Genomic DNA, 19,940 nt, shown 5'->3' with positions numbered 1-19,940 from the left:
ATTTACTCAGTTACACAATGATGTTGTCAATTTGTGACTTATTTGACCGTACGGGTGAAAATAAACGTTGCAGTCATACCACTTATACTTAAAGATCGATTTAAACTAGTCGATAACATAAATGCACCGTCCATTCTAACAAGAAAAGTATGCAGCAATCTGAAATTCTATCTGTAGCAGAACGTCTTATCCCGGCCTACCACGCCGAAGATTTCGAATTCCTTCTTTCTCAAATGACAGAAGGCGAATCTCCGTCTCTAAAACTGCTGGTTAAAATGGAACTGAATCGTATCATGGCTCCGTGTACAAAGAGCATTGATTTACGTGGGCGCATTGATAATGAATGTCGTCAGTTCACGTTAGACGGCCGTAAGCACTGGCTCGATGACATCGCGTTAAACGCATACCAACGTGGTACTAAAAAGTTTAAAGGTTACACAGAAGGCGCATGGGAGTTAGTAATGACTCCGCGAACTCAGCCTCTGAGCGTTGTTAAAACATCTTCTCAAGGTAACCACGACATTACTAGCGCCAATAGCCCGTACGAAGCGGAAGCTATTAACCTAGGTTACGACTTAAAGCGCCAAGAGAACAGACTCAAGATTAGCTCGCAGGTCGAGATCACCACATCGAAAGGTCAAAGCCTACATGGTGTAACGGTTGATATATCCCCGTCAGGTGCAAAGTTCAAAGTACCGAGTGCCTTTCGATACAACCTCGGCGAGATCATCAGCGTTAAGTTTTCAGAGCTTATCGAAAAGTCCCAAGAAAACGATGTTAACCAAGCGGTTGAGTTTCGTGTTTTGGGTATCGACGAATCTTATGAGAACAACGCGGTCAAATTTCTAAGAACCATCAAGGTAAGCGACAACAATATTGTGGCTCGCTTACTCGATGAGTCTTTAAATAGCACCAGTAAGAAAACCAGCCATGAAAATCAAGATAGGGTCATTCGAACTCGTACTCGAGGAATCGAACACACCTATCTAAAGCACACTTGTAACCTTCCCCTGTTCTTCAGCGGCAGCGAACTCAAGCTTGCCCTACTGACGGATAACAACCATCCGTTATGGCAATATTGGCACGACGAGCGAAATCAACAAGCGCTGGGCACCCTGTTCAACGAGCAACGTATGAACCTGCTGGCGAAACCAGGAGTGAAGGGAACCAGTAACGTTATCTACTCTTTTACCCATGAACACCAAAACAAGACCTTGTTCTATTCAATGATGCTGCCTGAAGCCTCTCGTGAACAAAGACAGCTGTTCTGGCACATCGGTGGTAAACGTAAAAGTTGGAAGGCGTTCAAGTTCTCGGTTTTCGAACTTTCAGACACTGAGCGACAAGCGTTAGCTAAGCACTCGGATACGCTGGCTCAAAGCTCAGCTCAACTGACGCATTGTGGAATCTTGCAAGAGATCGGCGATCACGAAAGTGCGGCAGATTATCTTCTGAGTGAAAAACCACGCATTCCAAGCAGTGAATTGAACCGCTTCCGTCACCCGCGTACTGTCGTCGGTAATATTCAAAGCATCTACTTTGACTCTCAGACTCGTCGTAAAGAGCCGAGATACCAATTTAAGTCACCGTTGCAACTTACATCACAAGATGGCGCAGCGGCGAACGGACACACCTTAGATATCTCGAAACGTGGACTGAGCATTAGCCTTGAACACCCAATGGTACTCAAGATTAATGATCCGGTATTAGTGAACTTCAATGAACTGCAGCTCTATGACAAGAACCTGCCACTGAGCACTGTACCTTACCACGTGATTCGAGTGAGTCCGAATGGCCGCAACGTGCAGTTGGTTATTGCCGAGAACGCCAAGACAATGCGTACCATCGCCTTCCTTAATGGGCTTATCGATCAAAACCAAAGTAAGCTGATTAAGAAGCAAGAGATACTGCCAACGCATTCACTACTCGAATCACTGCACAACATTTTGTTGAGCAAGATGGTCAGTAACCCAATATTCATTGATAAGCCAAGTTCAACGCTGCGCTGTAAGATCATTGGTGTAAATTTCCCACTGAATAAACATCTAGCGTTACTCGCTAAACTTGGTCACAACCAAAAGTTCTCACTGGAGCCAATCTTCAAGGGTCACACCAACTCACTGTTGGCTGAGCCACTAAAAAGAATTGAAGGTGCAGAACCGAAGCATCATGACGTGTACATTGCTGCGGTAAAGTTTGGCGACAAGATCCAATCGGTACACACCAAATTGGTTAAAGACTTCGCCTCAGCAAAAGAACGCATCTTATTCATTAAGAAAGCGCAGCACTTAGGTGACGTGTATGTATTGAGAGTCACGACGGCACCTATCTTTAATCCGCTAACGAGTTTATTCCAGTCTGATTTAGAAGAGCTTTCACGCATCAGTATGCATCAAGCTAAGAAACTAGAGAATGAAGTGACGGCGTTTATCGGTTATGGCGAGATAGAAGACATTACCGATGAAGTGCTGATTCGATTGGAGCTAACACGCTAGCTTCGAGTGGCGTCTTAACTTAAGCATGAAAATAGAAAAAGCAGGCTGATAGCCTGCTTTTTTTGTATCTGAGCCACTATTGCTAAATAAGATACATAGCCAATAGCACTCAGGTAGAACCCCTAAGGTTTCGCTTGCCAGCTGATCTTCTGCTGCTTAGCCAATACACCCGACAAGATACACAGCACCCCGCCTAAACCTGCGTAACGCACAGCGGTTTGAGCTTGCTGCTCTACTTTTGGTTTTGCGTGGTAGGCAATGCCTAACCCTGCAGAACCCATCATCACCAAGTCATTGGCACCATCACCAACGGCAACGGTATTGTGCAGTTCCAATTCGTACTCTTCAGCCAACTCTACCAAGATATCCGCTTTAGTCTGCGCCGAAACAACATCACCTAAGACTTCACCCGTCAACTTACCATTGACGATCTCAAGCGTGTTTGACTGAGCGTGGTCAAGATCAAGGGTATCTTTCAGGTAGTCAGAGAAGTAAGTAAAACCGCCTGATGCAATCGCTGTTTTCCAGCCAAGCTTATTCAGAGTATTCACCAGCCCGACCAAATCTGGCATGAATGGCAATGACTGACGCACTTGCTCTAATATCGACTCATCCGCACCTTTCAGTGCTCCTACTCGTTGGCGCAGGCTCTGTTCAAAGTCGAGCTCGCCTTGCATCGCTCGTTCTGTGATTTCAGAGACTAACTCACCCACTCCAGCTAGCTTAGCAATCTCATCAATGCATTCAATTTGAATCGCTGTAGAATCCATATCCATCACGATCAAACCTGGCTTAGATAAGTCTGGGACCTCGCTAAGGCAAGCATAATCAAGCTTTAGCGCTTGGAGGATTTCTTCGTGTGCTGGCGTTAGATTGCCTGACATCAAAGCCACTTCATAATGCCCAACCTTCCACGTATCGAGGATGGTGTTGTAAGTGCCAGTGAAAAAGTCGATGTCATCGAAAGATTGTGGAGATAAGTACTCACCAAACACAATCCAATTGGCCTTGGATTTAGCGAGTTGAGAAGCGAAACGAGTCTCGGGGAGTCGAGTTAATAATGTGGTATGCCTTTTTATCGGCAGATATTTCTGAGCGTCCATGTGTATGATTCCTAATTAACTATGCTAAACGTTAACCTATTGCAATTTGAAAACGCAAGTCTCAATATGTCTTAATCATAACATTTGTTTATTTCAGGCTTCGTGAAACATGAATGAATCATTGTTCTCAATACGTAACGCTTTACGAATGCTAGCCCTCATTTTGTTGGCTACCATGTTCGTTGTAACGATTAAAAATACGGTCGTGATCAGTAAAGGTAACGAGAAGATCCAAGCAAAACAGTTGGAAACTCTTACCAAGCTGCTTATCTCTCAGGCATCACTTTCAGCCAGCAAGATGATCACGCAACAAGACCAAGAGCGATTACTTGATCTGACTAACCAGCTATCTCAAGACCGACTGGTGTTCGATACCACCATCTATGATGCAGAGGGTATTCGACTGGCTTCGAGTGAAAAAGCCCTCTCGGTACGTGAGGTTCTTGGCTTAGATACGCCACTTTCAACAGCAAGTATCGGCAGACAACAATTAGTTGAACCTATTTATTCACCAGAGAAGACGATCATCGGCTTTATTCGAGTGACTTTTGAAACCGGGAAGATGACGGCGATTTCTGATCACCACTACCGAAAAAGTGATCGCTACATGATCGGTATGGTGTTGATGGGGTTTGTGAGTGGCGTGTTGTTCATCATGCTGATTCGCAGAAGACCGACTAAGTCTGGTGAGAACTTACTGTTGAAGAATGTAAGCTCATAAACACACTAGGCTGACAATAAAGACACTAGATTGAGAATAAATATCGCAATCCAATAAAAAGCCCCGACGCTCAGGCAGCAACGGGGCTTTTTGTTATCTGTTAACTTATCAAGCTAAAACAAATCAAGATTATTCTTGGTCACCAAGCAACACTGAGTCTAGTGCGATAACCATCATGTCGTTGAAAGTCGTTTGACGTTCATCTGATGTCGTTTGCTCACCAGTCTTGATGTGGTCAGAAACAGTACAAATCGTTAGAGCTTTTGCGCCGTATTCAGCACATACACCATAGATGCCAGCTGCTTCCATCTCTACGCCAACAATGCCGTATTTGTCCATTACTTCGAACATCTCTGGATCTGGCGTGTAGAACAACTCAGCCGAGAACAGGTTACCGACTTTTACGCCGACACCGAGAGCTTTGGCTGCATCTTCTGCCGCGCGCACCATTTTGTAATCCGCAATCGCTGCAAAGTCATGATCTTTAAAGCGAATACGGTTCACTTTAGAGTCAGTACATGCGCCCATGCCGATCACCACATCACGCACTTTGATATCTTCGCTCACTGCACCACAACTACCCACACGAATGATCTTCTTCACACCAAAGTCTTTGATCAGCTCAGTCGCGTAAATAGAACAAGATGGAATGCCCATACCGTGTCCCATTACCGAAACCTTACGACCTTTGTAAGTACCGGTGTAACCAAACATGTTGCGAACGTCGCACACTTGAACCACTTCTTCTAAGAAGGTTTCAGCAATGTATTTCGCACGTAGCGGATCGCCTGGCATTAAAACTACGTCAGCGAAATCACCCATTTCAGCATTAATATGTGGAGTAGCCATTGAAAATATCCTTAATCTCAAAACAAAAAAAGAAGAGAGAGGTTTCCCTCTCTCTTCGTTAACTATTATAGAAAGCTTGTACCGTGTCCCATTGGCGATGTACCAAAGTATGACGCTAAGCTTTGACCAATATCAGCAAATGTATCGCGACGGCCTAAAGAACCGGCTGGAACCTTCTGACCGTAAGCAATCACAGGGATGTGCTCACGAGTATGGTCTGTACCTGGCCATGTAGGATCACAGCCGTGATCAGCGGTTAGGATAAGCACATCATCTTCTTTCATCATATCGATGATTTCATTGATGCGACCATCGAAGTACTCAAGTGCCGCTGCGTAACCAGCAACATCACGGCGGTGGCCGTAAGCTGAGTCGAAATCAACGAAGTTAGTGAACACGATGGTGTTGTCGCCCGCTTCATTGATCGCTTCTTTGGTTGCTTCAAATAGCGCAGGGATACCTGTTGCTTTGGTTTTCTGAGTGATGCCACAACCCGCGTAGATATCAGAGATCTTACCGATTGAGTGAACGTTACCGCCCTTCTCATCAACCAACTTCTGAAGAATGGTGGCTGCAGGTGGCTCAACAGAAAGGTCACGACGGTTACCAGTACGTTCGAATTGACCTTTACCTGGGCCAATGAACGGACGAGCGATAACACGACCAATGTTGTAATCTTCTAGCTCTTCACGAGCAATCTGACACAGGTCTAATAGGTTTTGCAGGCCGAATGTCTCTTCGTGACAAGCGATCTGGAAAACAGAGTCTGCAGAAGTATAGAAGATAGGCAAGCCAGTCTTCATGTGCTTTTCACCTAGGTTATCTAGGATTTCCGTACCAGATGAGTGGCAGTTACCCAAGAAACCAGACAGGCCTGCACGCTCAAGGATGCGGTCAGTCAGTTCTTTTGGAAAGCTGTTCTCTTTGTCGGTGAAGTAGCCCCAGTCAAACAGTACAGGAACACCCGCGATTTCCCAGTGACCTGATGGCGTGTCTTTACCAGAAGACAGCTCAGCAGCGTGACCGTAAGCGCCAATGATCTCAGCGTCTGCATCCATACCAGGAGCAAAACGACCTGTAGACTCTTTGTGAGCCATCGCTAGACCTAGCTTAGACAGGTTTGGCAGTGTCAGTGAACCTTTACGATCTGCATTGTCTGCAAGACCTTGGTCACAATGATCTGCGATGTGGCCCATAGTGTCAGAACCTACATCACCAAATTTGTCCGCATCCGCTGTTTCACCGATACCGAATGAATCTAAAACTAAAATAAATGCTCTTTTCATTTTCTTCACCAACTTATTGCTCTTTGCACCAGAACTCTGTTTATCGGCATACACTAGGCATGCCGATATCTGTTATTTACACGTCTTCAGAACGAATCTGACGGTAAACGTCTGGCGTTGCTGTATATTCTCCGCCCACAGTGATTGCATTTTGTAATGCCGTTGCAGCTTCTTGCCACTGTTGTTCGTTGCGAGCATGAATCATTGCTAATGGCTTATCTTCACTTGCTACTTCACCTAGGCGAATGAAGTGATCAAAACCGACTGCGTAATCAATGCTGTCAGTTGCTACGCGACGACCGCCACCCATACCAACCACAGCCATACCAATTGCACGAGTATCCATTGCTGATACCACACCGCTTTCTAACGCGTACACTGGCTTAATAATGTCTGCTTTTTCTAGGTAGTTATCGTAGTTCGTTACGAAATCAGCTGGACCACCAAGGCCCGCTACCATTTTACCGAAGCACTCTGCTGCCTTACCGTTATCCAGTACTGCCATCAGTTTTTCGCGCGCTTCGTCTGAATCTTTTGCAAGGTTACCCAGCACCAGCATTTCAGCACACGATGCTAGAGTGATCTCTAACAAGCGAGGGTTACGGTATTCACCCGTTAGGAACTGAACCGCTTCACGAACTTCTACTGCGTTACCCGCTGAAGAAGCCAGTACTTGGTTCATGTCCGTTAGGATTGCCGTTGTTTTAGTGCCCGCACCGTTTGCTACTGCAACGATAGATTTCGCTAGCTCTTCAGAGGCTTCATAAGTCGGCATGAATGCGCCTGAACCTACTTTTACGTCCATCACTAGAGAATCAAGGCCAGCGGCCAGTTTCTTAGATAGGATTGAAGCCGTGATCAGCGAGATGTTATCGACTGTTGCTGTGATATCACGAGTTGCGTAAACACGCTTGTCAGCAGGAGCTAGATCACCTGTTTGACCGATGATAGCCACGCCAGCATCTTTCGTTACTTCACCGAACACATCGTTGGTTGGTGTAATGTTGTAACCCGGAATAGATTCCAGCTTGTCTAGCGTACCGCCAGTGTGGCCTAAACCACGACCAGAGATCATTGGAACGAAACCGCCACATGCTGCCACCATAGGGCCAAGCATCAGAGAAGTAACGTCGCCAACACCACCAGTAGAGTGTTTATCAACGATTGGGCCATCAAAGTTCATGTGGCTCCAGTCAATCACCATGCCTGAATCACGCATTGCACACGTTAGTGCGATACGTTCTGGCATCGTCATTTCATTAAAAAAGATAGCCATTGCAAATGCTGCAATTTGACCTTCAGAAACCGTGTTCTTAGCTACGCCTTGAATGAAGAAGTTAATTTCTTCAGCTGTTAGGACTTCGCCATCACGTTTTCTGCGAATAATTTCTTGAGGTAGATACATTAGTTCCTCCCAAACTCTAGTGAGTATGGTTTGTAGGGAAAGAGGTAATGTGGAGTGACTTAACGCCACTCCATCAAACAGACTAAATCTTGTTACACCCGATTGGGATATTAGTATGCTGCTGGATCAGCAGTTTGGTCTGTCACTTCTAATGTATTAAGAAGGTTAGTTAGTAGGCTTGAAGCACCAAAACGGTAGTGCATGTTGTCTGCCCACTCAGCGCCTAGTAGCTCATCAGCCATTGCTAGGTATAGTGCTGCATCTTCAGCAGTACGTACGCCACCAGCTGGTTTGAAACCAACTGTTTTAGCAACGCCCATGTCACGAATAACTTCAAGCATCATGCGCGCGTACTCTGGAGTCGCGTTTACTGGCACTTTACCTGTTGAAGTTTTGATGAAGTCTGCACCTGCTTCGATACAGATTTGAGAAGCTTTCTTGATCAGTGCTTCTTCTTTCAGTTCACCTGTTTCGATGATCACTTTAAGCGTGATGTCACCACAAGCTGCTTTACACTGTTTAACTAGCTCAAAGCCAACTTCTTCGTTGCCAGCAATAAGAGCACGGTATGGGAATACTACGTCAACTTCGTCTGCGCCGTACGCTACCGCTGCTTTTGTTTCTGCAACAGCAATTTCGATGTCGTCATTACCATGAGGGAAGTTAGTTACAGTCGCAATGCGTACTTCTGGAGTACCTTGCTCACGCAACGCTTTCTTAGCTGCTGGGATAAAGCGAGGGTAAATACAGATTGCAGCGGTGTTGCCTACTGCAGTCTTCGCGTCATGACAAAGTGCCACTACTTTTTCAGTAGTGTCGTCGTCATTTAGCGTAGTTAGGTCCATAAGTTTAAGTGCACGTAGAGCTGCTGCTTTTAAATCGCTCATTTCTATCTCCGATCAATATATTCAAATAGTTAACTACTTCGCCCTCCATCCAGTATAGATGGATATTTTAGTAATGCTCAGTAGCCACAAATGAACGGACTTGGTTCCCTGAAGACTTGATAACTTTCGCTACCAATTGCAATCCTTGTCACCGCACAGTACCAGTTTGGTCTATGGCACAACAAATCAGTCATGTTGTGTCTAACATCTATAGCGTATCGCTAATTTTGGCTTAATCCCAGAAGAATAACGTTCGAGTTGATTTCGAGGTTACTTTCTTGCCAACAGAGACATCCTATCCCTTTAGCTTATACATTATAGGTATCCATCAATAAATTGTAGTGCTCCTTAGAACGCAAACGGTTTGTATCTCAAAAAAACATTCTAGACCCATTATCGACTTCAAGCTGATGCTTATGCTCATCTCAAAGAATCACTAGGCCTAAAAACAAAAAAGCCCCGCAGCAATTTCTTGCTACGGGGCGATATTATTATGGCGTCTATATATCGATTTCTAACTAATTAGAAAGACAGGAAGAAGCCAGCAATTGTTGCTGCCATCAGGTTAGATAGAGTACCAGCAATTACCGCTTTAACACCCATACGTGCGATGTCGTGGCGACGGCTTGGTGCAATACCACCTAGACCACCTAGAAGAATCGCAATAGAAGAAAGGTTTGCGAAACCACATAGTGCGAATGCGATGATAGCTTGAGTCTTCTCAGACATCACTTGGCCCGTTGCTGCAACAACTTGAGCGTTCTCACCAACGTATGGTACGAAGTTTAGGTATGCAACGAATTCGTTAACAACTGTCTTCTGACCAATGAAAGAACCAGCGATAGTTGCTTCTTCCCATGGAACACCAATGATGAATGCTAGCGGTGCGAAGATCCAACCTAGAAGAAGTTCTAGAGTTAGGTTTTCCATACCGAACCAACCACCGATGCCACCTAGGATACCGTTGATTAGAGCAATTAGACCGATGAATGCTAGTAGCATTGCACCAACGTTAAGTGCTAGTTGTAGACCAACTGATGCGCCACCTGCTGCTGCGTCGATAACGTTAGCTGGTTTGTCATCGCCACCGTCCATTTCGTCAGCGATGTTGTCGTCTGGCGTATCTGTTTCAGGCTTGATGATTTTAGCGAATAGTAGACCACCAGGTGCTGCCATGAATGACGCTGCAACTAGGTACTCTAGAGGTACACCCATAGATGCGTAACCTGCTAGTACACCACCAGCTACAGAAGCCAAACCACCACACATTACTGCGAATAGTTCAGAGTTAGTCATTTTAGGAACAAATGGACGAACAACTAGAGGTGCTTCAGTTTGACCAACGAAAATGTTTGCTGCTGCAGACATAGACTCGGCGCGAGAAGTACCTAGAGCTTTCTGAAGACCACCACCAAGAACTTTGATTACAATTTGCATAACACCAATGTAGTAAAGTACAGAGATAAGTGCAGAGAAGAAAATCAGAGTTGGTAGTACTTGGAAAGCAAAGATGAAACCGATACCGTCAACTGAGAAGTTAACTAGGCTGCCGAATAGGAAACCAGTACCGTCTTTACCGTAGTCGATCACGTTTGCTACACCAGCAGAGAAACCTGCAAGTAGATCACGACCCCAAGGGATGTAAAGTACGAATGCACCAAGTGCGAATTGGATAGCGAAAGCGCCACCCACTGTTCTTAGATTAATAGCTTTGCGGTTGTCAGATAGTAGTACTGCGATTGCGATCAGTGCAACCATTCCGACTAGGCTCATAAACAGGCTCATAGTTTATGACTTCCTTATTAGTTATTTATTGGCGTGTTACAAAATGGGGCTATAAAGCGGAGGCAATTATACTCATGCGACCACTAATAAAGTAATGCCGTCCTCACACTTTCGTAGAAGATTCATGTACCATTCACACGCAAATGTGACCCAAATCACAAGCTCAGTGCAATTTACGCAAACGATAAACAAAAACCTTCGATTTTATTCACATATACCGAATGCGCGATGGCTATTTTGCCAAATTTGCGCTGCAATCGATTGCTTTGGCTCTTTTCTAAGCAAAAAAAGTTCATTTAAGATCGTAACTAAATATTTGGAATGATTAACATTTCCTTGGTTTCCATACATGGGCATGTCCGGAGCATCCGTTTCCAATACCAGACATTCAAGGGGCAGTTTTGCGATGGTTGTGCGTGTTTTTTGCGCTCTTGGGTAAGTTATCGTTCCACCGACGCCAATATAGAAACCGAGCTTGATCCACGCTAAAGCTTGCTGTTCACTCCCTGAAAAACCGTGAATCACCCCTCCAAAAGTAAACTTGTGTTGCTTTAACAACTCAATAAGTCGGTTATAAGACTTCCTCTCATGGATGATTAAAGGCAGGTCAAACGCCTTGGCAAGTTCCATTTGTTGGATGAAAAAACGCTCTTGTTTCTCTCGTTCAACGTCCACAAAAAAGTCGAGCCCGCACTCACCTATCGCGACACATTGGCTGTTTTTGGAAGCGAGTAATTGGCGAAGTTCCGAAAATTGTTCGTCATTGGCCTGCTCTAAAAAGTAAGGATGGAAGCCTAATGCATAGTAAATATTGGGGTGAGATTGAGCGATTTCATCGAGCTTCCTCCAGTTACTTTGGCCAATAGAAGGAATCAGCAGCTTCTCAACTTGGGCTTGTTTCGCTTCTTTAAGATAGCCATCAATAGCTTGATCAGGTGTAAAACCTTGCTCAAACGCCTCAAAATCCGCATGGCAATGAGTATCAAACAGCGGAAAGTCACTTATTTGCTGTGTCATCTTCCCTACTCTCCATTTGTTTCCCTTGAGGATCACGACGATAAGCAACACAACTGCGCTTGTTCTCAGGCGTTAAGCCAAGCTCTTCACACCACTTATCGTATTTCTTAATCCAAGCTTTTATCCAACTGAACATAACTGCCTCTAACCTCAGCCTCTAAACCTTAAATAAAACGCATTAAAAAACGCCTATTGCAGAACAATAGACGTTTTTGTTTAACTCGAATAGAGCGCGGAAGTTATTAGTGCTCGCGCGTCGCTCGGAATTGAACTTCAGGGAAACGCTCAGAAGCTAGGTTCAAGTTCACCATAGTTGGTGCGATGTAAGACAGGTTGTCACCGCCATCTAGCGCAAGGTTAGATTGGTTCTTACGTTTGAATTCTTCTAGTTTCTTAGCGTCATCACATTCAACCCAGCGAGCTGTTGCAACGTTAACACCTTCGTAGATAGCTTCTACGTTGTATTCCGCTTTCAAGCGCGCTACAACCACGTCGAACTGAAGTACACCAACCGCACCAACGATCAGATCGTTGTTCTGCATAGGACGGAATACTTGTACTGCGCCCTCTTCTGAAAGCTGAACTAAGCCTTTTAGAAGTTGCTTCTGCTTAAGTGGATCGCGTAGACGGATACGACGGAATAGCTCAGGTGCGAAGTTAGGAATACCAGCGAACTTAAGGCTCTCACCTTGAGTAAAGGTATCACCAATCTGGATAGTACCGTGGTTATGTAGGCCGATAATATCACCCGCGTATGCTTTTTCAGCACGTGCACGGTCGCCCGCCATGAAGGTTACCGCATCAGAGATACTTACACTCTTACCAGTACGAACATGGTTCATCTTCATACCTTGGTTGTAAGTACCCGACACGATACGCATGAATGCGATACGGTCACGGTGTTTAGGGTCCATGTTTGCTTGGATCTTAAAGACGAAACCAGAAAACTTCTCTTCTGTCGCTTCAACATCACGCTCGTTCGCTTGACGCGTTTGAGGAGCTGGAGCCCATTTCGTTAGACCATCAAGCATGTGGTCAACACCAAAGTTACCTAATGCAGTACCGAAGTAAACCGGCGTTAATTCACCCGCAAGAAACAGTTCGTGATCAAACTCAGGGCAAGCACCGATAACAAGCTCTAGCTCTTCACGTACGCTTTCCGCAAGATCAGCACCTACCGCTTCATCTAGCTCAGGGTTATCTAGACCTTTGATGATGCGAACTTCTTGGATCTCGTGGCCGTGGCCAGATTCATACAAGATCGTTTCATCACGGTGAATGTGGTAAACACCTTTAAACTCTTTACCACAACCAATTGGCCATGAGATTGGAGCACAAGCCATACCTAGCTCGCTCTCAACTTCATCAAGCACTTCCATTGGGTCACGAACGTCACGGTCAAGTTTGTTCATAAACGTTACGATTGGCGTATCACGTAGACGCGTTACTTCCATTAGTTTACGAGTACGATCCTCGACACCTTTCGCAGCATCGATAACCATCAAACATGAGTCAACCGCTGTTAGCGTACGGTACGTATCTTCCGAGAAATCTTCGTGTCCTGGAGTATCTAGTAGGTTTACTAGGCAATCATTGTATGGGAATTGCATTACCGACGTAGTTACCGAGATACCACGTTCTTTTTCCATCTCCATCCAGTCAGATTTAGCGTGCTGGTTAGAGCCACGGCCTTTTACGGTACCCGCTTTTTGAATCGCGTTTCCGAATAAAAGAACTTTTTCAGTAATCGTGGTTTTACCCGCATCCGGGTGAGAGATAATCGCAAACGTTCTACGTTTGCTCACTTCTTGTTGGAAAGACATAGTCGCCCTTTGCTGATCTAAAGCGTAAAAAGGGCAAGTAGATGATACTTGCCCTTGAATTCTGTGTGCGGATTATACAGAAAGCGTGTCACTTTCTAAAGGGTCAGTTTACACCCTATTTTTCGCGTACTCTCTGCTTAGCTAAACGACATAAAAAGATAGCTCATAATGATGGCGTCTTCGTTGCCTTGCTTAGTTGGATAATAGTTACGACGGCGATCAACTTCATTGAAGCCGGCCTTTTCATAAAGATTAAACGCATTCACATTACTTTCGCGAACTTCTAGCCAAGCGCTTTCCGCACCAGCTTGTTCGCACATATCAAGGAAATGTTCCGTTAACGCTTTTCCATACCCTTTACCCTGCTGGCTTGGGTCTACCGCGATATTAAGCAATGTGACTTCGCCAACGATGTTTTGCGCGAAGAAGTACCCGACCACTTGCCCATCGACTTCAAGCACATGATGACAAGCGCCTCGGCTATCAAGATCTCGGATCATGTTTTCAGACCAAGGGTGAGAGTGCGCGGCCTGCTCTATCTTCCAAATGGCGTCTAGGTGTTGTTGTGAAGTCGGTAAAAATTGATTAGTCATAAGCACAAATTTGTTGCCATAAGTCGCGGCGGTGTTGGTTGTTACCGTTAATGTCAGACAGTAATGGCGATTGAAGTGTTTTAGCCTTCAGCTCTTGAGGCGACTCGCAACCAGCAAACCATACCCACTCAACCGAACCTAAATCCACAGTAGACAAGTGTTGTGGCTGAAGGTGTAAAGCCTGAGATAAGTCGAGCTTGATACTTTTGAGTACTCGCTCAAACATCACGGCGAGATCTTCCTGGGGTTTTTCAGGCGAAACCAACAGTAACTTGCAATCGTTAGAGAGCGGAGTCAATTCAGATTCATAACCCGCTAAACGCTCTGGGTGACTCAGCTCCCATTGGCTAATGCCCATCTCTTGTAGGTATTGCGCGTGTGTTTGTGACATATCTAGCGGTAGTAACCTTAAGTTGATTAGAGCCGAAGCTTATTAGAACTGGGCTGATACTAACAAAAAATAAAGGAGCATCAAGCTCCTTTATTTAGACTAAATCAGTTTGTATCTTATTGCGTAATAAATCAGCTTATAAGTCGTTGAACTCTGGGCTGTAAGCTATCTCACCAGCATATCCTGCAAACGCACCATCTACCAATTCAATCGCTTGAAAAGCACCTTCAGGCACATCCCAAACACAACTCAGGCCAAACTCGCTCGCAGCCTTGAAACCAAAGCGGCTGTAATAAGCAGGATCACCCAACACAACGCAAGCGGGGTAACCAAAATCAGCCAAAGTGGAAAACGCATCTTCAACTAGAGATTTTGCAATGCCTTGGTTGCGGAACTCTTCTTTCACAGCGAGAGGCGCAAGCCCTTGCCAGTTATGATCGTCGCCATCAAGAGTGATAGGGCTAAACATCAGGTGACCAACCACCTCACCTTCATCAGAACAAGCCACCAGCGATAGCGTTAAATGGCTATTCTCACGCAAGCTCATAACCAAGTTAGCTTCTGCATCTGTTTCAAAAACAGATTTCAATAAACGATCAATGACAAGTATATCTGCCGGTGCTTCAGTTCGAATAAGCATTCATTACCTCACTTTGTGTATCTGGGGATTGTACTCCCTTCTGCACAAAATCAGCTAATTGATTTAACAAAGTTTTCATAGGAGTCGGCAATAAGTCCAAATCTACGCTATCCATCAAGTTTTTAACTTCTAAACCGAGCTCAGTATCGCCTTCAATAGACAGTCTACGTTGAAAGAAAAGCGTATCTGGGTCTTCTTTACGCCCCGCAATCAACACAAGATCGTTAAGATTGCCGCTAAAGCTTACATCTTCAGCCACCTCTTCATCAGCTACAACCAGTTGCTCATTTTCGTAGCTAATACACCAACTTAACCCCATGTCTTTTATTGAGACTTTCAGCCATTTGTCTTCTAAAAACTCAAAGTCACCGTCCTCTAAAGCTTCCTTGAAGACATTCTTAAGCGCCTCCAATAAGGCTCTTTTTTGTACTGTTTTAGGCAATAACTGGACTGGAGATCGCAAAATTGATGCGGCATTTTGAACTAGTTGAGTGCGAATCTTGTTTATCACGTGACTTATCCGTAACTTTGTCAATAATATGGAATGCATCATAGATGATGTTGAGATCTCAGTTACTGTTATGTATCAAATTAACTTCTGTTTGATACTCGACCTTTAATATCCTGAAAATCACAGTTATAGTAACTCAGGTAATGAGAATTACAGCGGATCGCTGCACTCACAGGTAAATATCGATAACCACACAAAAAGTAATAAGTATTTATCGATAGTGAATATTCAAGCTCTTGGAGAATTGGTAGTACTTTGATGCCTCCCCAGCAACTACAACATTGGTTTACCCAGCTAACTGCAAATAGTCCGTTCTTTTTTGCAGTACTTGATGCTCAACATAACTATTTTATGGTGAATGAGCGTTACTGCGATATTGCTGGTTTAAGTCAAACAGAGCTTGCAGGCATGAATGACCGCCAAACATTGGGCGAACAGTTCTACCAACATCTCAAGCCTTACTATGAGCGTGCATTCAGTGGAGAAACGATTGAGGCCGAAGTCACCCTCAACGAAACTGACCTCGATACCAGCCTTCATTTCAGCCTATCTCCGCTTACCAATGGCAACAAAACCGACTACATCGTCTTTCACGCCTTCGACACTTCAGAAAACCAAGTACTTGTCCGTTCTTTAGAAGAGTCCGAAGCCAAATTCCACAAGCTATCTCAACTACTTCCAGATGGATTACTGCTCGTTGAAAGTGACTACATTTTGTCATCCAACCCAGCAGCAGCACGCTTGCTAGGCTTTAACTCTACCACAGAGTTAATTGGCGAAGAGTTGGGGCGCCTATTTATCGATGAACAAACCAAAACAGTCTTCAATAATAACCTCAGCTCAATTATTTCTGAGTCTGGTTTGGTTTGCTTAACGGGTGCACGATGCGGCTTTGAACGTAAGGTTCAGCTCAACATCGACTCCACCACTGTTCTTGGAAGCAACACTCAATTAGTGCTTATCCAAGACGCACAAGAAACCGCAAAACAATACACACCGGCAAACAGTGAAGATGCCTACATCGATGCACTGACCAAGCTCTACAACCGAGTTGGGTTTACTAAGCGTCTTGAGCAGTTCATTCACAACGATACGCCGGTGGTGATGCTCTACTTAGATATTGATAACTTTAAGAATATCAATGACTCACTTGGTCATCACATCGGTGACAAGGTGATTAAAGAGGTCGCTTCGCGTCTTAAACGCTTACTGCCTCGTAAGGCCGTGATTGGACATTTAGGCGGGGATGAGTTTGGTATTATCCTGCCAGAACCTGAACATCAGCGAACACCTGAAATGCTCGCTGAAAAGATCATCTCCCTGATCAACCAACCCTTCGATCTTCACCACTTTAGTAAGCGCTTAGCCTGCTCGATTGGTAGCGTGAGCTTTCCTCAAGATGGTACTGATGCTCGTATCTTGCTACAGAATGCAGACACAGCAATGTATGAAGCGAAAGATCGTGGTCGCAACCGCCTAATCAAGTTCAACGAACAGATGAACAAAGAAGCGCGCATGCGACTGTGGCTTGAGATAGAGCTACAAAAAGCGCTGCAACAAAATGGACTTGAGGTTTGGTATCAACCTAAGGTAAATGCGCGTGATTTCACCATCAACGGCGCTGAAGCTCTGGTACGTTGGAAGCATCCTGTCGAAGGTTATATCAGTCCTGCTGCGTTCATTCCTGTGGCGGAGCGAGCTGGTCTTATCGAACAACTTGGCCGAGTGGTAATGCGTGAAGTATTTGCTACGGTTAAGCGCTGGAAGATGCAAGGTATCCTTCCAGGTCGTGTCGCGATCAACCTTTCACCAGAACAGTTTGGTAATCCAAAGCTGATTGATTACATGGAAAAATTACTGCGTTCGACCGAGCTTGATCCAAGTGCGATTACGTTTGAGCTAACGGAAAGCGCGGTAATGAGTGATAGTGAACACACACTTCAAATGCTTAACGCCATCAAGAAACTTGGCTTTGCTCTCTCCATTGATGATTTTGGTACAGGTTACTCTTCACTGTCTTACCTTGCTCGCTTCCCAATTGATGAGCTTAAAATAGACCGAGCTTTCATCTCTGATATCGATACCCTGCCAAAGCAAATCACCGTAATTGAAAACATCATCAACCTAGGTAAATCTCTCGATTTAACTGTGGTTGCTGAAGGTGTCGAAACCAGTGAGCAAGCGACTCTGCTGTCTAACCTCAACTGTAGTTCGATTCAAGGCTTCCACTTTTACCGTCCGCAACCAAAACAAGATGTCGAAGAGTTGTTTGCCCAAAACCGCCGTCATAAGAACTAATCAAGTACCTCATATTTAAACCAAGCCAACATGTAAAACGGTCACTCGTCAGTACCTCAAACGGAGTAAAAGCAGATTTATCCATCTAAACCTGCCTTACATCAATTCCGTCATTCACAATTCTTCATAAAATGCTCGCTTCAACTTAATTCTACTGGTAGTGAGCAAATGGAACTCTTATGCCCAGCGGGTAACTTACCTGCTTTGAAAACCGCTATTGATTGTGGTGCGGATGCTGTCTATATCGGATTCAAAGACGATACCAATGCCCGACACTTTGCAGGCCTAAACTTTGCGGGTAAAAAGCTCGATCGTGCTGTGCAGTATGTGCATGACCACAACAAGAAAATTCATGTTGCCCTAAACACATTTGCTCACCCAAATGGCTTCGACCGTTGGACCAATGCCGTAGACAACGCCGCTGCACTGGGTGTTGATGCGCTGATCATCGCAGACATCGCGGTGCTTGAGTACGCAGCAAATAAGTATCCAGATCTAGAACTGCACCTATCAGTGCAAGCATCTGCAACCAATGCGGCAGCTATCGACTTCTACCATAAAAACTTCAACGTTAAGCGTGTCGTACTACCGCGTGTGTTGTCGATTCATCAGGTCAAACAGCTTTCTCGTAATATCACTTCTGACGTTGACCTTGAAGTATTCGCTTTTGGTAGCTTGTGTATTATGGCAGAAGGCCGTTGTTACCTCTCTTCATACATGACAGGCGAATCACCAAACACCGTTGGTGCTTGTTCTCCGGCGAAATACGTTCGCTGGCAAGAAACAGAAACAGGCCTCGAATCTCGCTTGAACGAAATCCTTATCGATAAATATGAAGCAGGTGAAAACGCAGGTTACCCAACGCTGTGTAAAGGCCGCTTTGAAGCAGATATCGATGGTGAACGTAAGCGCTATCACGCACTTGAAGAGCCAACTAGCCTCAACACGCTATCCATGTTGCCTGAGCTTTTCGCGGCGAACGTTGCCTCAGTGAAGATTGAAGGTCGCCAACGCAGCCCTGCTTATGTTGAACAAGTCACTCGCACTTGGCGCGCAGCTATCGATCGCTACTTAGCGAACCCAGAACAATACCAAGTGGAACAAGCTTGGAACGCGACACTGGCGAATGTATCGGAAGGTACACAAACCACGCTTGGCGCTTATCACCGTAAATGGCAATAGAGCCAAATGGAGAACTCAATGAAATACGCATTAGGCCCTCTACTTTATTTTTGGCCAAAACAAGACGTTGAAAGCTTCTATGAGCAAGCGAAATCAAGCTCTGCTGACATCATCTACTTAGGTGAAGCTGTGTGTTCAAAACGTCGTGAGATGAAAGCGAAACACTGGATGGACATTGCCAAAGAGCTGTCTGCTTCAGGTAAGCAAGTAGTCCTCTCGACCATGGCTTTGCTCGAAGCACCAAGCGAAGTCAACATCATGAAGAAGTACATTGATAACGGTGACTTTGCGATTGAAGCCAATGATGTATCTGCCATTCAACTGGCCAGCGAAAGCAAAGTACCTTTCGTGGTTGGCCCGGCAGTAAACACCTACAACGCACGCACCCTGAACCTGTTCTTGAAACAAGGCATGACGCGTTGGTGTATGCCGGTTGAGCTTTCTCGCGAATGGCTAAGCAACGTAATGACCCAGTGCGAAGAGCTAAACATTCGTAACAAGTTCGAAGTTGAAGTGTTTAGCCACGGCTACCTGCCGCTTGCTTACTCGGCACGCTGCTTTACCGCTCGCGCGGAAAACAAAGCTAAAGACGATTGCGAAACCTGCTGTATCAAGTACCCAACAGGGCTACAAGTAGAAAGCCAAGAAGGCCAATCGGTATTCAACCTTAACGGTATCCAGACGCAATCAGGCTACTGCTACAACCTAGTCAATGATTTGCCAAACATGCACGACTTGGTTGATGTGGTTCGTTTAAGCCCACTCGGCATCGATACCTTCTCTGAAATCAATAACTTCAGAGCTAACGAGCAAGGTCAAAAACCGATGAAGATTGAAAGCCGCCAATGTAATGGTTACTGGCATCAGCTTGCAGGTTTAGACGTTAAGAACATCTAGTTCCTCGCATCGAACTAACCAGCAACAGATACAAAAAAGGTCTAGCATTCGCTAGAC

The 19,940-nt window shown here is 45.1% G+C and carries 18 protein-coding genes; 5 read left to right on the top strand and 13 right to left on the bottom strand.

Annotated features, from left to right (window positions below; translation table 11 throughout):
• Positions 1 to 149: 149 nt before the first annotated feature.
• The gene (locus tag MSG38_RS16830; protein WP_048605639.1) at positions 150 to 2,495 is read left to right on the top strand and encodes a PilZ domain-containing protein; all 2,346 of its coding nucleotides are present in this window, start codon (positions 150 to 152) and stop codon (positions 2,493 to 2,495) included.
• Positions 2,496 to 2,617: 122 nt separating this feature from the next.
• Here MSG38_RS16830 and serB read toward each other — a convergent pair whose 3' ends face one another.
• The gene (gene serB / locus MSG38_RS16825; RefSeq protein ID WP_017058828.1) at positions 2,618 to 3,598 is read right to left on the bottom strand and encodes a phosphoserine phosphatase; all 981 of its coding nucleotides are present in this window, start codon (positions 3,596 to 3,598) and stop codon (positions 2,618 to 2,620) included.
• A gap of 109 nt (positions 3,599 to 3,707) precedes the next feature.
• Between serB and MSG38_RS16820 the strand changes: the two genes are divergently transcribed.
• A complete protein-coding gene (locus tag MSG38_RS16820; protein ID WP_076655999.1) occupies positions 3,708 to 4,319 on the top strand; it encodes a YtjB family periplasmic protein in 612 nt (203 codons plus the stop codon).
• A 129-nt stretch (positions 4,320 to 4,448) separates the two neighbouring features.
• Here the strand turns inward: MSG38_RS16820 and deoD are convergent, their stop codons facing one another.
• The 12 genes from deoD to MSG38_RS16760 all read right to left on the bottom strand — a co-directional run bounded on the left by deoD (position 4,449) and on the right by MSG38_RS16760 (position 15,548).
• Positions 4,449 to 5,168 (bottom strand): purine-nucleoside phosphorylase, encoded by a 720-nt coding sequence (gene deoD, locus MSG38_RS16815; RefSeq protein WP_017063285.1) that lies wholly within the window; start codon positions 5,166 to 5,168, stop codon positions 4,449 to 4,451.
• Between the two features lie 65 nt (positions 5,169 to 5,233).
• Positions 5,234 to 6,454 (bottom strand): phosphopentomutase, encoded by a 1,221-nt coding sequence (locus tag MSG38_RS16810; RefSeq protein ID WP_248402255.1) that lies wholly within the window; start codon positions 6,452 to 6,454, stop codon positions 5,234 to 5,236.
• A 76-nt stretch (positions 6,455 to 6,530) separates the two neighbouring features.
• Positions 6,531 to 7,859: a thymidine phosphorylase gene (gene deoA, locus MSG38_RS16805; RefSeq protein ID WP_048615578.1), complete on the bottom strand. Its 1,329-nt coding sequence runs from the start codon at positions 7,857 to 7,859 to the stop codon at positions 6,531 to 6,533.
• A gap of 110 nt (positions 7,860 to 7,969) precedes the next feature.
• Positions 7,970 to 8,746: a deoxyribose-phosphate aldolase gene (deoC, locus tag MSG38_RS16800; RefSeq protein ID WP_010436196.1), complete on the bottom strand. Its 777-nt coding sequence runs from the start codon at positions 8,744 to 8,746 to the stop codon at positions 7,970 to 7,972.
• Between the two features lie 522 nt (positions 8,747 to 9,268).
• On the bottom strand, positions 9,269 to 10,531 hold the full coding sequence (locus tag MSG38_RS16795; RefSeq protein WP_017058833.1) for a NupC/NupG family nucleoside CNT transporter: 1,263 nt from the start codon (positions 10,529 to 10,531) through the stop codon (positions 9,269 to 9,271).
• A 204-nt stretch (positions 10,532 to 10,735) separates the two neighbouring features.
• The gene (locus tag MSG38_RS16790) at positions 10,736 to 11,548 is read right to left on the bottom strand and encodes a TatD family hydrolase (RefSeq protein WP_248402254.1); all 813 of its coding nucleotides are present in this window, start codon (positions 11,546 to 11,548) and stop codon (positions 10,736 to 10,738) included.
• The gene (locus MSG38_RS16785) at positions 11,529 to 11,684 is read right to left on the bottom strand and encodes a DUF5363 family protein (RefSeq protein WP_248402253.1); all 156 of its coding nucleotides are present in this window, start codon (positions 11,682 to 11,684) and stop codon (positions 11,529 to 11,531) included. The genes MSG38_RS16790 and MSG38_RS16785 overlap by 20 nt, the downstream gene beginning before the upstream one ends.
• A 106-nt stretch (positions 11,685 to 11,790) precedes the next feature.
• A complete protein-coding gene (gene prfC, locus MSG38_RS16780; protein ID WP_017059244.1) occupies positions 11,791 to 13,371 on the bottom strand; it encodes a peptide chain release factor 3 in 1,581 nt (526 codons plus the stop codon).
• A gap of 137 nt (positions 13,372 to 13,508) precedes the next feature.
• A complete protein-coding gene (gene rimI, locus MSG38_RS16775) occupies positions 13,509 to 13,964 on the bottom strand; it encodes a ribosomal protein S18-alanine N-acetyltransferase (protein WP_048605649.1) in 456 nt (151 codons plus the stop codon).
• Positions 13,957 to 14,355: a DNA polymerase III subunit psi gene (locus MSG38_RS16770; protein WP_050633587.1), complete on the bottom strand. Its 399-nt coding sequence runs from the start codon at positions 14,353 to 14,355 to the stop codon at positions 13,957 to 13,959. The genes rimI and MSG38_RS16770 overlap by 8 nt, the downstream gene beginning before the upstream one ends.
• Positions 14,356 to 14,491: 136 nt before the next feature.
• Positions 14,492 to 14,995 carry an N-acetyltransferase gene (locus MSG38_RS16765; protein ID WP_248402252.1) on the bottom strand — a complete coding sequence of 168 codons (504 nt, stop codon included), beginning with the start codon at positions 14,993 to 14,995 and terminating at the stop codon, positions 14,492 to 14,494.
• Positions 14,979 to 15,548 (bottom strand): SCP2 domain-containing protein, encoded by a 570-nt coding sequence (locus MSG38_RS16760; RefSeq protein ID WP_157372743.1) that lies wholly within the window; start codon positions 15,546 to 15,548, stop codon positions 14,979 to 14,981. The genes MSG38_RS16765 and MSG38_RS16760 overlap by 17 nt, the downstream gene beginning before the upstream one ends.
• Before the next feature lie 216 nt (positions 15,549 to 15,764).
• On the opposite strand from MSG38_RS16760, the gene MSG38_RS16755 reads away from it, so the two are divergent.
• The 3 genes from MSG38_RS16755 to MSG38_RS16745 all read left to right on the top strand — a co-directional run bounded on the left by MSG38_RS16755 (position 15,765) and on the right by MSG38_RS16745 (position 19,883).
• Entirely contained in the window at positions 15,765 to 17,804 is a 2,040-nt protein-coding gene (locus tag MSG38_RS16755; protein ID WP_017068226.1) for a bifunctional diguanylate cyclase/phosphodiesterase, read from the top strand.
• 168 nt (positions 17,805 to 17,972) lie between these two features.
• Entirely contained in the window at positions 17,973 to 18,986 is a 1,014-nt protein-coding gene (locus tag MSG38_RS16750) for a peptidase U32 family protein (protein WP_017059238.1), read from the top strand.
• An 18-nt stretch (positions 18,987 to 19,004) separates the two neighbouring features.
• Positions 19,005 to 19,883, top strand: coding sequence for a U32 family peptidase (locus MSG38_RS16745; protein WP_017059237.1), 879 nt, complete (start codon positions 19,005 to 19,007; stop codon positions 19,881 to 19,883).
• The last annotated feature ends 57 nt before the right edge of the window (positions 19,884 to 19,940 follow it).

Origin of the sequence: Vibrio sp. 1CM24A, from assembly GCF_023161725.1 — a bacterium.
GTDB lineage: Bacteria > Pseudomonadota > Gammaproteobacteria > Enterobacterales > Vibrionaceae > Vibrio > Vibrio coralliirubri.
Note: the sequence above shows the minus strand (reverse complement) of the source record. Positions and strands in the feature narration are given on the sequence as shown.